The organism is Streptomyces sennicomposti, assembly GCF_019890635.1.
GTDB classification, from domain to species: domain Bacteria; phylum Actinomycetota; class Actinomycetes; order Streptomycetales; family Streptomycetaceae; genus Streptomyces; species Streptomyces sennicomposti.
On the sequence record NZ_JAIOAB010000018.1, the window covers coordinates 39,220 to 51,856 of the forward strand.

12 protein-coding genes are annotated in these 12,637 nt (G+C 73.7%); 6 read left to right on the forward strand and 6 right to left on the reverse strand.

Annotated elements, in window-relative coordinates:
- Positions 1-110: 110 nt before the first annotated feature.
- Positions 111-1,445, forward strand: coding sequence for an MDR family MFS transporter (locus tag K7787_RS13140; RefSeq protein ID WP_223001501.1), 1,335 nt, complete (start codon positions 111-113; stop codon positions 1,443-1,445).
- Positions 1,446-1,624: 179 nt separating this feature from the next.
- On the opposite strand, the gene K7787_RS13145 is transcribed toward K7787_RS13140, so the two are convergent.
- Positions 1,625-2,095, reverse strand: a complete 471-nt coding sequence (locus tag K7787_RS13145; RefSeq protein ID WP_223001502.1) for a DUF2000 domain-containing protein — start codon at positions 2,093-2,095, stop codon at positions 1,625-1,627.
- Between K7787_RS13145 and K7787_RS13150 the strand changes: the two genes are divergently transcribed.
- Positions 2,094-2,981, forward strand: coding sequence for an AraC family transcriptional regulator (locus tag K7787_RS13150; protein ID WP_247720837.1), 888 nt, complete (start codon positions 2,094-2,096; stop codon positions 2,979-2,981). The genes K7787_RS13145 and K7787_RS13150 overlap by 2 nt on opposite strands.
- Before the next feature lie 114 nt (positions 2,982-3,095).
- Here the strand turns inward: K7787_RS13150 and K7787_RS13155 are convergent, their stop codons facing one another.
- Complete coding sequence (locus tag K7787_RS13155) at positions 3,096-3,602, reverse strand: type III secretion system chaperone family protein (protein WP_009189333.1); 507 nt, start codon at positions 3,600-3,602, stop codon at positions 3,096-3,098.
- A gap of 4 nt (positions 3,603-3,606) precedes the next feature.
- On the reverse strand, positions 3,607-4,944 hold the full coding sequence (mshA, locus tag K7787_RS13160; RefSeq protein ID WP_043260996.1) for a D-inositol-3-phosphate glycosyltransferase: 1,338 nt from the start codon (positions 4,942-4,944) through the stop codon (positions 3,607-3,609).
- 291 nt (positions 4,945-5,235) lie between these two features.
- Here mshA and K7787_RS13165 point away from each other — a divergent pair, with 291 nt between their 5' ends.
- The 3 genes from K7787_RS13165 (at position 5,236) to K7787_RS13175 (ending at position 9,055) form a co-directional block, all read left to right on the forward strand.
- On the forward strand, positions 5,236-6,057 hold the full coding sequence (locus K7787_RS13165; RefSeq protein WP_223001503.1) for a class I SAM-dependent methyltransferase: 822 nt from the start codon (positions 5,236-5,238) through the stop codon (positions 6,055-6,057).
- 252 nt (positions 6,058-6,309) lie between these two features.
- A complete protein-coding gene (locus K7787_RS13170; RefSeq protein ID WP_223001504.1) occupies positions 6,310-7,455 on the forward strand; it encodes a C40 family peptidase in 1,146 nt (381 codons plus the stop codon).
- A 178-nt stretch (positions 7,456-7,633) separates the two neighbouring features.
- Entirely contained in the window at positions 7,634-9,055 is a 1,422-nt protein-coding gene (locus K7787_RS13175) for a PP2C family protein-serine/threonine phosphatase (protein WP_372456642.1), read from the forward strand.
- A 116-nt stretch (positions 9,056-9,171) separates the two neighbouring features.
- On the opposite strand, the gene K7787_RS13180 is transcribed toward K7787_RS13175, so the two are convergent.
- The 3 genes from K7787_RS13180 to K7787_RS13190 form a co-directional block, all read right to left on the reverse strand.
- A complete protein-coding gene (locus K7787_RS13180) occupies positions 9,172-9,519 on the reverse strand; it encodes a DUF2516 family protein (protein WP_037725164.1) in 348 nt (115 codons plus the stop codon).
- A gap of 188 nt (positions 9,520-9,707) precedes the next feature.
- Positions 9,708-10,430, reverse strand: a complete 723-nt coding sequence (locus K7787_RS13185) for a hypothetical protein (protein ID WP_223001505.1) — start codon at positions 10,428-10,430, stop codon at positions 9,708-9,710.
- A 123-nt stretch (positions 10,431-10,553) separates the two neighbouring features.
- On the reverse strand, positions 10,554-11,207 hold the full coding sequence (locus tag K7787_RS13190) for a helix-turn-helix domain-containing protein (protein ID WP_223001506.1): 654 nt from the start codon (positions 11,205-11,207) through the stop codon (positions 10,554-10,556).
- A gap of 368 nt (positions 11,208-11,575) precedes the next feature.
- On the opposite strand from K7787_RS13190, the gene K7787_RS13195 reads away from it, so the two are divergent.
- The gene (locus tag K7787_RS13195) at positions 11,576-12,442 is read left to right on the forward strand and encodes a hypothetical protein (RefSeq protein ID WP_223001507.1); all 867 of its coding nucleotides are present in this window, start codon (positions 11,576-11,578) and stop codon (positions 12,440-12,442) included.
- Positions 12,443-12,637 lie beyond the last annotated feature (195 nt).

Below are 12,637 nucleotides of genomic sequence, written 5' to 3' on the forward strand. Positions count from 1 at the left end.
CCGGCCGCGACCTCGACAGTTGACTGGTTCTGTTAATTGAGTAGCCCCCGCCGAGCGGTCGCTCGTAAGTTGTGCGCATCGCCGCAGCCACTTACATCCGGGGGTCCTCCATGTCCGTCTCCGCGCTCAGACGTGCCGCTCGCGAGACGGTCTCCGGGTTGCCCCGGGAGTTCTGGTGGCTGTGGACCAGCACCCTCGTCAACCGGCTCGGCGCCTTCGTCGCCACCTTCATGGCGCTGTACCTGACGCTGGACCGCGGCTATTCCGCCTCCTACGCCGGTCTCGTCGCCTCCCTGCACGGCCTCGGCGGCGTCGTCTCCTCGCTCGGCGGCGGGGTGATGGCCGACCGGCTCGGGCGGCGGCCCACCCTCCTCGTCGCGCAGGCCTCCACGGCCGTCTTCGTCGCCCTCCTCGGCTTCGTGCGCGACCCCGTCTCCATCGCCGCCGTCGCCTTCCTCGTCGGCATGGCCTCCAACGCCTCCCGGCCCGCCGTGCAGGCGATGATGGCCGACATCGTGCGGCCCGAGGACCGGGTGCGGGCCTTCTCGCTCAACTACTGGGCGATCAACCTCGGCTTCGCCGTCTCCTCCATGGCGGCCGGCTTCATCGCCGAGTTCAGCTACCGCGCCGGCTTCCTCATCGAGGCCGGGATGACCCTGGCCTGCGCCCTCGTCGTCTTCCTCAAGCTGCCCGAGTCCCGGCCGGACAAGGCTCCCGGGGGCGGCGCCCCCGGGGGCGGGGTGGACGAGCGCGTCGGGCTCGGCACCGTGCTACGCGACCGGCGGTTCATGGCCGTCGTCGGGCTGTCCTTCCTGGTCGCGCTCGTCTTCCAGCAGGGGTCCGTCGGGCTGCCGGTCGCCATGGGGCGCGCCGGGTTCACGCCCGCCGACTACGGCTTCGCCATCGCCGTCAACGGCGTCCTGATCGTCGCCCTGCAGATCCCCGTCACCCGGTTCATCGAGCACCGCGACCCGCGGCGGCTGCTCGTCGTCTCCTCGCTGCTCGCCGGGTACGGCTTCGGGCTCACCGCCTTCGCCGGGTCGGTCGGCGTCTTCGCGCTGACCGTGTGCGTGTGGACGATCGGCGAGATGGTGAACGCCCCGACGCAGACCGGGCTCGTCGTGCGGCTCTCCCCCGCCCACGGGCGCGGCCGTTACCAGGGCGTCTACACCCTGTCCTGGTCGCTGGCCGCGCTCATCGCCCCGCTGATGTCCGGCGCGGTCATCGACCGGCTCGGCGCGGCGTGGCTGTGGGGGATGTGCGCGGTCGTCGGTACGGCGGCCGGGGTGGGGTACGGGGTGCTGATGCGGCGGCTGCCGGCGGAGGGAACGGCTGCCGCCGCGGTGGTCAAGGATGCCGGGGCCCCGGCCTCCGGGGTCCCTGCCTCCGGGGCTCCGGCCTCCGGGACCTCTGCTCCGGCGGCAGCCGGGGCCGACGCGGTCTGAGCCGGGGCGGGCTGCGCCCAGGGGTGGGGCGGGGCGGGTGTTTCGCCCCCGCCGCCCCTACCCTTCCCGTCCCTGGGGGCTTCGCCCCCAGACCCCCTTGTGCGCAGTTCCCCGCGCCCCTGAAACGCACCACCCGAAACGCACCCCCCGAAACACACCACCTGAAACGCGCCCCCGCCTCACGGATGCATCCGTGCTCCCTTCAGTACCTTGTCCACCGCGTTCCGCGGGCCGTACACCGCCAGGCCCACCAGGTCCAGGTCGGCGGTCGGGACCGCCGCCACCGCCGCGCGGTTGTCCGTGTCGTTGCCCGTCGTGAAGAGGTCGGCGGTGAAGACGGCGCGCGGCAGGGCGCGCGCGAGCGCGCGTCCGTGGGCCGCCGTCAGCGTCTCCTTGGCGCCCTCGAAGACCAGCACCGGCTGGCGGAACATCGGCAGGTACGACACCTCGTCGGCGTCCGCGTACGGCTCCCCGATCACCTCGGGGACCGTCGTGCCGAGGCCGCTGACCAGGAAGGCGGTGACGTTCAGGCGCTGCCAGGACTCCAGGTCCTCGCGCAGCAGTACGGCGATCTTCGTGTCGAAACGCATGTCAGGCATGCCGGAAGCCTCGCGGACGGCCCGCGGCGTGGTCTTGTACGTTCTTTGCATGGCCGCCCAGTCCGCCGCCGCCCCCGCCGCCCAGTCCGCCCCGCCGTCCCGGAGTGGCGCTTCGAGCAGCGCCTCCTCTGCTTCGAGCAGCGCCTCCGGCTCTTCGAACAGCGTCTCCGCCTGGCGTCCGCGCGTTCCGGGCGTGGTGGAGGTCTTCCACGCGCAGTTCACCGGGTACGCCTATCCGATGCACGTCCACGACGCCTGGACGCTGCTGATCGTGGACGACGGGGCCGTACGGTACGACCTGGACCGGCACGAGCACGGCACCCCGCTCGACACGGTGACCCTGCTGCCGCCGCATGTGCCGCACAACGGCTCCCCGGCCACCGCGCACGGTTTCCGCAAGCGGGTGCTGTACCTGGACTCCAGCCGGCTCGGCGAGGATCTCATCGGGGCGGCCGTGGACGGCCCCGGCCTGCGGGACCCGGTGCTGCGGCGGCGGGTCGCGCAGTTGCACACCGCGCTCGCGCTGCCCGGCGAGGAGCTGGAGGCGGAGAGCAGGCTGACGCTGGTCGGCGAACGGCTGCGCGCCCGGCTGCGGCCCAAGGCCGCGCCCGAGGACCCGCGGCCGGATCCCGGTGTGGCCCGGCGGCTGCGGGAGCTGCTGGACGAGCGGGTGCCGCAGGGCCTCACCCTCGACGAGGCGGCGGCGGCCGTGCACGCCCATCCGGCGCATCTGGTCCGGGCGTTCAGCGGTGCGTACGGCATCGCGCCGCACCAGTACCTGATGTCCCGGCGGGTCGAGCGGGCCCGGCGGCTGCTCCTGGCGGGGATGCCGCCGGCCGAGGTGGCCGGGGCGACCGGCTTCTACGACCAGGCCCATCTGACCCGGCAGTTCCGGAAGTTGGTCGGGGTCACACCGGGGCGTTACCGCGCCCGTTGATCGGAGCCACGCCGGGGCGCTACCGCACCCGTTGAACCGGGGCGCTGCCGCGCCCGCTGACGGGGCGGGAGACCGCGTCGGGGCGGGAGACCGCGTCGGGGCGTAGCCCCCGCCTCAGTCCCCCCGGCGTTCCGTCAGGTGCGCGAACGCCTCCAGGTTCCGCGTCGACTCCCCGCGCGACACCCGCCACGCGTACTCGCGGCGGATCGCGGAGGCGAAGCCCAGTTCCAGCAGGGTGTTGAAGCTGCCGTCGGCGGCTTCCAGGACCTGTCCGAGGAGGCGGTCCACCTCGTCGGCGGTGACCGCGGCCAGCGGCAGGCGGCCGGTGACGTAGACGTCGCCGAGGTGGTCGACGGCGTAACCGACGCCGTACAGCTTGAGGTTGCGCTCCAGGAGCCAGCGGTGGACGCCCGCCTCGTTCTCGTCGGGGTGGCGGATGACGAAGGCGTTCAGGGACAGGGAGTGGCGGCCGACGATCATCTGGAGGGTGGTCGACAGCTTGCGGGTGCCGGGGAGTTTGACGACGTAGGTGCCCGACTCGGGGCTCTCCCACTCCACTTCGGCGTCCTTCAGCGCGGCCTCGATGACCTGCGCCGCCCGCTGCTGCCCGCTCTCGCCCATCGCCTTACCCATGGGGGGAGCGTACGCGACGGCGGTGGGCGTGCAGGGCGGCCGTGTAGACGTCGGCGGTGGCGGCGGCCGAGGAGTCCCAGCCGAAGGACTGCGCGTGCCGGGCGGCGGCGGCGCCCATGCGGTCGGCGAGGTGCGGCGCGTCGGCGAAGTCGCGCAGCACGCGCGCGTAGGCGGCCGGGTCGTGGCCCTGGACGAGGAATCCGGTCTCGCCGTCGCGCACCGCGACCGGCAGGCCGCCGACGGCGGCGGCGAGCACGGGGGTGCCGGTGGCCTGCGCCTCGATGGCGACCAGGCCGAAGGACTCGCTGTAGGACGGCATGACCAGCACGGACGCGGCCCGGAACCAGTCGGCGAGCTGGTCCTGCCCGACGGGCGGGCGGAACCGTACGACGTCGGCGATGCCGAGCCGGGCCGCCAGCTTCTGCAGGCCCTCCGGTTTGGCGAGGCCGCTGCCGCTGGGGCCGCCGACTATCGGGACGACGATGCGCGAGCGCAGGTCGGGGCGTTCGTCGAGGAGGACTCCCACGGCCCGCAGCAGGACGTCGGGGGCCTTGAGCGGCTGGATGCGGCCGGCGAACAGGGGGATCAGGGCGTCCTCGGGCAGGCCGAGGCGGGCGCGGGCGGCGGCGCGGCCGTCGCCGGGACGGAAGCGGGTGAGGTTGACGCCCGGGTGGACGACGGCGACCTTGGCGGGGTCGGCGGCGTAGTGCCGGACCAGCTCCTCGGCCTCCTCGTCGGTGTTGGCGATCAGCCGGTCGGCGGCGGCGACGATCTGGGTCTCGCCGATGACGCGGGCGGCCGGTTCGGGGGTGTCGCCCTCGGCCAGGCTGGCGTTCTTGACCTTGGCCATGGTGTGCATGGCGTGCACCAGGGGGACGCCCCAGCGCTGGGCGGCGAGCCAGCCGACGTGGCCGGAGAGCCAGTAGTGGGAGTGGACGAGGTCGTAGTAGCCGGGGCGGTGGCCCGCCCATGCCTGCATGACGCCGTGGGTGAAGGCGCACAGCTGGGCCGGCAGGTCCTCCTTGGCCAGCCCCTCGTACGGGCCGGCGTCCACGTGCCGGACCAGGACGCCGGGGGCGAGTTCCACGGCGGGCGGCAGGCCGCCGGCGGTGGCGCGGGTGAAGATCTCCACCTCGACGCCCTGCGCGGCCAGCCGCTGGGCCAGTTCCACGATGTAGACGTTCATGCCGCCGGCGTCGCCGGTGCCGGGCTGGTGCAGGGGTGAGGTGTGCACGGAGAGCATGGCGACGCGCCGGGGGCGACGGTACAGCCGCAGCCGTGCGGGAGCCGACGCGGAGCGACGCCCGAGCCTGCTGACGTACTGGCTCACGTGGCGTTCCTCTCTGCTGCTGTCGCGGACATGCCCGACAGGGGTCGCGGCGCGCCCTTCCGGAAGTAACGCCGGACGGGTCCACTTCCATCCCGGCGCCGGTACCTTTACCGAATCATTGCCGAAGGTCGGTCAACCGTTCGACGCCGGGGCGCGTGCCCCCGCCGGGGCGGGCCCGCGCCGTACGCCCTCCACGCCGTACGTCCTTCCCGCCGTACGCCCTACGTCCTTCCCGCCGTACGTCCTCCGCGCCGTACGCCCTTCACCGAGTGCCCCCATACCCTCGTATCCATGACATCCCGCGCAGCGACCCGCGCCACAGGCCCCGTGGGAACGGTGACGCGCGGGACGACCAACCCCAACCGGCTGCGCCGCATGGACCGCTGGATAGCCGCGGTGCACGGCGCGGAGCTGCGGCGCGCCGCCGATCCCGTGGCCGTCGACCTCGGCTACGGCGCCGCCCCCTGGACGGCGGTGGAACTGCTGCACCGGCTGCGCACCGCGGCGCCACGCGCGCGCGTGGTGGGCGTCGAGATCGAGCCGGCCCGGGTCGCCGCCGCCCTGCCCTACGAGCGCGACGGGCTGGTCTTCCGGCACGGCGGCTTCGAGGTGCCCGTCACCCCGCGCCCGCACCTCATCCGCGCGGCGAACGTGCTGCGCCAGTACGACGAGGCCGAGGTCGCCGGCGTCTGGGAGCGGCTGTGCGCGCGGCTCGCCCCGGCGGACGGGCTCTCGCGCGGCGGGCTGCTGGTGGAGGGCACCTGCGACGAGATCGGGCGGCGGCACGTGTGGGTCGCGCTCGGCCCGGAGGGCCCCCGCACGGTCACCTTCGCCACCCGCCTCGGCTCCCTGCACCGCCCCTCCGACCTCGCCGAACGCCTCCCCAAGGCGCTCATCCACCGCAACGTCCCCGGCGAGCCGGTGCACGCCTTCCTGCGCGACTTCGACCGCGCCTGGGCCGCCGCCGCGCCCTACGCCTCCTACGGCGCCCGGCAGCGCTGGCTGCGCGCGGTGCGCGATCTGACGACCGACTGGCCGGTGACGGACGGGCCGGCGCGCTGGCGGCAGGGCGAAGTGACGGTGGCGTGGGGGGCGTTGGCGCCGCGCGGCTGAAGGGGGCGGCGCGGGCGGCGGGATGGGCGGGACACGCGTCCGTGGGCCGCGTCTCGCCGTCGCCCTGACCTGCGGGGAACGATCTTTGTGCGTCCTTCGTCACACAGGCGGGAGATCGTCACGAGTGGGGCGCGGGTGGGGCTTTGGCGGACCCGGATCGTGACGGCCTCTGTCGTTTTGCGCGGCGGCATGGCACGATCCCCCAGACGCGGTTAAGTTACTGACGGTAAATCAGCTTTTGGGGGCTGGGGTATGGGACGGGGCAGGCGCACTGTGCTCGCGACAGCCGTGACCGTGGTCTGCGCGGTCACCTTGCTGGGGGCATCGGGTACGGCGTTCGCGAGCGTGCAGCCCGACCCGACGCCGGCGTCCACCGCGGCGGCCTCGCCGTCCGGGTCGCCCTCCCCCGCTCCCTCGGTCACGCTCCCGCCGGACAAGGACCTGGAAGCGGTCCGGACGAAACTGGACAAGCTGTACCACGACGCCGCCGTCGCCACCGACGCCTACAACGCGGCCGAGGAGAAGACGAAGAAGCAGTCCGCCGAGATCGCCGATCTGAACGAGAAGATCGCCGCCGGGCAGCGCAGGCTCGACGGCCTCAAGGACCGCGCCGGCGCGGCGGCCCGCGACCAGTACCGCACCGGCGGGCTGCCGCCCCAGGTGCAGTTCATGCTCAGCGGCGACCCGCAGCAGTTCCTCGACAGCGCCGGACTGATGATCCAGGGGCAGCGGGCCACCAGCGGCCTGATCGACGACATGACCCGCACCCAGCAGGATCTGCGGCAGTACGCCGACGACGCCGCCGAGCGCCTGAAGGACCTGGAGGCGGGCCGCGAGGCCAAGGCCGCCGCGCAGAAGCGCATCCAGGAGCGGATCAAGGAGGCGGAGAAGCTCCAGGACACGCTGGAGAAGCGGCAGCGGGAGCGGCTGGCGCAGTTGGAGAAGGAGGCCGCGGCGCAGGCGCAGACGGCCTGGCTGGGCACCGGCGTCCTCAAGGACGTCAGCGGTAAGGCGACCGAGGCGGGCGCGAAGGCGGTGGGGTTCGCCACCGCGCAGATCGGCAAGCCCTACGAGTGGGGCGCCGAGGGGCCGAAGACGTTCGACTGCTCCGGGCTGACCTCGCAGGCCTGGGCGGCGGCGGGGCGGCCCATCCCGCGCACCTCGCAGGAGCAGTGGAGGCAACTGCCGCACGTGGCCGTGCAGGACATGCGCCCCGGTGATCTGATCATCTACTTCGGCGACGCCAGCCATGTCGCGATGTACGTCGGCGGCGGCAAGATCGTGCACGCCCCGCGCCCCGGCCGCACGGTCACCCTCGCGGGCGCGGGCGAGATGCCGATCCTGGGCGTGGTACGGCCGGACGCGGGGGCGGATTCCAAGGCGTCCGCCACCCGGTGACCTGGACCATGTGACGCACCGCACCCCAAGTCCCCGGCAAACCCGGGGCGGGCGTGACCTACGTCATCCCGTGGCGGCGGTCGCGCTGTCCAACTCCGGTAGGGATCGCGGCATATGACAGCGGCCGTGGCGGGAGCGACGTGCCTCACACCATTCCGCTGCGGCGCCGACTACCGCTATGGTCCCCGTCGGTGGGGCGAGGTCCCTCGTGCCCACCACGCCCTCGGGGGGAGGGAAGGAACCCAGGACGATGCCCGTGCCCGTACCCCGGCAGCGAGCGATCCCGGCCGCGGAGAGCGGCCAGGCGCAGACCGTGTCCCACGGCGCCGCCGGCCCCGCCGCGGCACCGGCCCCGCACGGGGAAGCCACGAAGGACACCACGGTAGAGAAGGACAGCCGCACCGGCGGCCACCATGCCCACGGCAGCGCACCGCTGACCCTGCTGCTGATCGAGGACGATCCCGGCGGCTCGCCGATCGTGCCCGAACTGATCGACTCCTCCGGCAAGCCGATCCGCATCCGCACCGCCCGCAATCTCACCGAGGCCGGGCGGCTCCTCACCGACGACGTCCACTGCATCCTGCTCGACCTCGCGCTGCCCGCGCCGGGCCGGGCGGGCGGGGCGGACGACGAGCTGGCCGTGCTCAAGCAGGTGCTGGAACTCGCGCCGCGGCACGCCGTCCTCGCGCTCACCGCGTCCGGCGACGCCGAGCGGGGCGCCGAGGCGGTCCGGGTGGGCGCGCAGGACTATCTCCTGCGCGACGAGCTGGACGGGCCGCTGCTGAGCCGGGCCATCCGGTACGCGGTGGAGCGCAAGCGGTCCGACACCGCCGAGCGCAGGCTCGCCGAGGGCAAGCTGCGGGCGCAGGAGAACCGCCGGCTGGAGCGCGGGCTGCTGCCGACGCCGCTGCTGGACGGCGCGGCGCTGCGCTTCGCCGCCCGCTACCGCCCCGGCCGCTCCCGCGCGCTGCTCGGCGGCGACTTCTACGACGCCGTACGCACCCCCGACGGCACCGTGCACGCCATGATCGGCGACGTCTGCGGGCACGGTCCCGACGAGGCGGCGCTCGGCGTGGAGCTGCGGATCGCCTGGCGGGCGCTGACGCTCGCGGGGCTGTGCGGGGACGAGCTGCTGAACACGTTGCAGCAGGTGCTGGAGCACGAGCGCGCCGACGACGAGATCTTCGCGACGCTGTGCACGGTGGACATCGCGCCCGACGGGCGGCGCGCCGGGCTGTGCCTGGCCGGTCACCCCTCCCCGCTGGTCATCACCCCGGGCCGGCCGGCCCGGCTGCTGCCGTACGAGAACAACGGCCCCGCCCTCGGCCTGCTGCCCGGCGCCCGCTGGCCCCGGACCCAGGTGGAGCTGGGCGCCGAGTGGAGCCTGATGCTCTACACCGACGGCCTGATCGAGGGCCGCAGCGGCGTGGACGGCGAACGGCTCGGCCAGGACGGCATGCTGGAGATGGTCCGCCGCCAGCTGGACCAGGGCCTGCGCGGCGAGGAACTGCTGCGCGAGGCGGTGAACGAGGCCCGCGCGCTCAACGGCGGCGAACTCACCGACGACGTGGCGGTGGTCCTCCTGGACCGGGAGCCGTAGCGCAAGCCGCTCCCGCAGGGTCGCCGGGGCGGGCCGGCTCGGGTCGCCGTCGCCGCCCGTGCGGGGGTGGCGGCGACCGCCGTCGTACGGCCCGTACGGGCTTCGTACGAGCCGGCTCAGCGACCGCCGTTGTACGGGCCGTACGGGCCGTCGCTGCTGCTTCCGCCTCTGCGGCCCCAGCGGTTGCCGCCGCCGGAGACCTGCTTGAGCGCGGGGCGTACGTCCACGATGTAGACGATGCTCGCGACCGCGCCGATGGCCGGCAGGATGCCGATGATCGAGAACAGATAGCTCACGAGCAGCGCCAGCGCCAGGATGACCAGCCAGAACACCTTGTTCTGCTTGTCGGCCGCGCGGAAGGCGTCCTCGCGCCGGAACGCCGCGTCGAACAGCCCGAACGCGGCCAGGGCCATGAGGACGATCTTGATGATCCCCAGGAACCCCGCGAAGCCCAACATCAGCATGCCGTCCACCGCCCGTTCTCTCCGACTCGTCCCGTCACCGTACCCGTAGAACGGGCCGGGCACCCCGAGGGTGCCCGACCCGCACACCTGTCGCCCGTACGGGTGACGCGCCCCCGCCGACCGCCGGGGAGACGCCGCCCCCGACCGCCCGGGACGCACCGTCCCCGCGGCCGGGCGAGGACCGGCGCCTACTTCGCGGGCGGCGTGGTCTTCTTCGCGGCCGGGGCCGCGTTCTTGCGCGGGGTCGGGGCCTTCTTGGCCGCCGGCGCGGTCGCGGCCTTCTTCGCCGTCGGGGCGGTGGCGGCCTTGACCTCGGTGACCTTGGCCGCGGCGGCCTTGGACTCCTCGGCCTTGACCGGCTGGACCGGGGCGGCGGCGGCCGCGGGGCGCGGCTTCGGCTCGCGCTCGGGCTCGACCGCGACGGCGAGTTCCTCGACGCCCTCGGCGATGTCCTCGATGCCCTCGGCGGCCTGGCCGCGCCAGGTCTTCACGGCCTGCTCGCCCTGCTCGGCGAGCTTCTCGTAGGTCTCGCGGGCCTTGACGGCGTACTCGGCGGCGACGCCGACGCCGCGCAGGGCGAGATCCTGGGCGGTCTCGCCGAGCTTCTTCAGGTCGGCGTCGAAGTTGGTGCCGAACTTCTTCAGATCGGTGTCGAGGGAGTTCAGGAAGCCGGTGACCCGGGTCTGGACGGTCTCCTGCGTCTCCTTGACGCGCGCGGCGGCCCGCTCCTGGACGGCCTTCGGGTCGGTGTTGCGCACGGCGTCGATCCGCGCGGGGGCCTCGGCGCGCAGCTGCTCCACCAGGGCGGGCACCTTCTTGGCCTGTCGCAGGGCCAGGTCCGCGGTGCCCGCGGCGAAGTAGAGCGGCTTGGGGTCGCTGAGGGTCTTGCGCAGGTCGTCGGTGATGGCCATGGTGATGATCCTCCCGGATCGCTTTCGGCTGAGGGTTGTGGTCTGCGTGGTGCGCTGCGGTGGTCTGCCGTGGTGGTCCGCCCGGCCGCCGCACCGGCCGCCTCGGCGGGGCGGGCCGGCGGATCAGCCGGCGGCCTCCCGCGGCCCGGCGCCGCCGCCGGATCTACGGTCCCGGCGCCCGGCCCCGGCCCCGGAACGGCCGCCGTCCGGTTCGGGGACGGCGGCGGACCGTATGACGCCGCCGCGACCGTCGCCGCCGCTCTCGATGGTCACGTCGTCGGTCACGCCGGTCACGCCGGTCACGTCGCCGTCGGTGGCGCCGTCGCCGCCGACGGAGGCATCGCCGGGGACGGCGCCGGGAACGCCGGGCGATGCGGCGCCCGTCCCGGCCGCGCCGTCGCCGTCGCCGCGGGCGGCCTTGCCGGCCCCGAACCCGTTCTCCTTGCGGAAGGACTCGTAGACCTGGAGGAGCACCTGCTTCTGCCCCTCGGTGAGCGTGGGGTCGGCGAGGATGACGGCGCGCGTCTCCACCTCGTCCCGGTCCCGCTCGGCGTCGAGGATGCCGGCCCGTACGTACAGCGTCTCGGCGGAGATCCGCAGCGCCTTGGCGACCTGCTGGAGCACCTCCGCGCTCGGCTTGCGCAGCCCGCGCTCGATCTGGCTCAGGTACGGATTGGACACGCCGGCGGCGTCGGCGAGCTGCCGCAGCGACAGTTGCGCGTTGCGCCGCTGCTCGCGCAGGTACTCACCGAGATTGCCGACGTTGAGCGATGCCATGCCTCCACCATGCACCCACCCCGCTAACAATTGCAAGCACACCGCTTGCAACAGCGCGCGCCCGCACACGGCCGGCCTGTGACTGAGCACCGGCTCTGTCCGAGCAGCACGGGACTTGTCGTGCTGTGTATCCGAGTTGGCGGGCAGGGCGGCGCTCGTCGGGCTGACCTGGGCGGTTTCGTCGATCGGTGAGGGCGGGCGCTGAAAGGGTTTGTCATGGGCTCGGAGGTTGGCGATGATCAGCCCATGACGATCAGAAAGGGCCATGCCGTCTAGGCGCCCCGCCCCGCTCTCCACCCCTCGCGGGCCGCCGGCCGCCGCTCACCGCAACCCGATGGCCGTGACCGCCCACCAAGGAGAGCCCGCCCGTGCAGAAGACCGCCCTAATCCCTTACGCCCACCTCCCCCGAGCGCACCACGACCGCCACGTCCTGACCAGCACCGTCGACGTCTTCGGCGCCGCACACTGGCTGCTTGCCGAACGTGCTCCGCAACGCGGCGGCGATGTCGCGCCCTTCGACGCGCTGGTCGTCTCCGTCCATCCGGGCGGCGACGTCGAACTCACCGAGCTGAGCGCCGTGCGCGCCCGCTGGCCGCACCTGGACCGCCTGCCGGACGGCGGGTTCGTCGTCGCCACGTCCCGCACCCGCCGGTACGAGGACGCGGACCAGGTCCAGGTCTTCGACGCGCTCGGGCGCGAGACCTCGTCCTTCTCCGTCGGGGACGCCATCGAGCACCTGCTCGTCGACGAGGCCGGCCATATCTGGGTCGGGCACTTCGACGAGAACCCGGAGGGAATCCGCCGCTGGAGCTCCACGGGCCGGCTCACCTGGACGTCGGACGACGCCCACATCCCCGGTCTCTACGACTGCTACGCCCTGAACGTGTCGGGCACCGCCGCCTGGGCGTGCCCCTACACGGACTTCCCGCTCGTCGAGATACGCCCCGACCGGCCCGACCGGCCCGTGACCGTGCGGGCGAACCGCGTACGGGGCGCCAAGGCGGTGGCCGTCCACGGCGAGCGAGTCGCCTTCTACGGCGGCTACCGCGAGGAGCGGGACCGGCTCGCCCGCGGAGAACTCACCGAAACCTCTGTCGAGCCGACGGACGTCGGCCTGCTCACCCTGCCCGACGGCCCCGCTCCCGGCCACCGCCGGGTCGTCAGCCGAGGAAGCAGGATCTACGTCCAGGCCGAGCCGTTCACCGCGTGGGGCGTGTTCGACCTCAGCAGCTGATAGCCGGCAACCGATCGTGTACGGGGGGTGGCGGTCGGCCGCCGACAGGGCCTTCGGGTCGGCCGCGTCCTGCCGCCCGGCCCGTGTTCGCGGGCAACCCTCGGGGGGCTTTCGCCCTCTTCCTGGGCGACTGTGCGAGCGATGAGCCGGACCAACTCAGCCGCTTCTCGGTCCCAGGGGAGTCGAAGGGGGAAC

Excerpts from the sequence above, each read along its gene's own strand:
- K7787_RS13140 (WP_223001501.1), top strand. The coding sequence starts at position 111 with ATGTCCGTCTCCGCGCTCAGACGTGCCGCTCGCGAGACGGTCTCCGGG.
- K7787_RS13150 (WP_247720837.1), top strand. The coding sequence starts at position 2,094 with ATGGCCGCCCAGTCCGCCGCCGCCCCCGCCGCCCAGTCCGCCCCGCCG.
- K7787_RS13145 (WP_223001502.1), bottom strand. The coding sequence starts at position 2,095 with ATGCAAAGAACGTACAAGACCACGCCGCGGGCCGTCCGCGAGGCTTCC.
- K7787_RS13155 (WP_009189333.1), bottom strand. The coding sequence starts at position 3,602 with ATGGGCGAGAGCGGGCAGCAGCGGGCGGCGCAGGTCATCGAGGCCGCG.
- K7787_RS13165 (WP_223001503.1), top strand. The coding sequence starts at position 5,236 with ATGACATCCCGCGCAGCGACCCGCGCCACAGGCCCCGTGGGAACGGTG.
- K7787_RS13170 (WP_223001504.1), top strand. The coding sequence starts at position 6,310 with ATGGGACGGGGCAGGCGCACTGTGCTCGCGACAGCCGTGACCGTGGTC.
- K7787_RS13175 (WP_372456642.1), top strand. The coding sequence starts at position 7,634 with ATGGTCCCCGTCGGTGGGGCGAGGTCCCTCGTGCCCACCACGCCCTCG.
- K7787_RS13180 (WP_037725164.1), bottom strand. The coding sequence starts at position 9,519 with ATGCTGATGTTGGGCTTCGCGGGGTTCCTGGGGATCATCAAGATCGTC.
- K7787_RS13185 (WP_223001505.1), bottom strand. The coding sequence starts at position 10,430 with ATGGCCATCACCGACGACCTGCGCAAGACCCTCAGCGACCCCAAGCCG.
- K7787_RS13190 (WP_223001506.1), bottom strand. The coding sequence starts at position 11,207 with ATGGCATCGCTCAACGTCGGCAATCTCGGTGAGTACCTGCGCGAGCAG.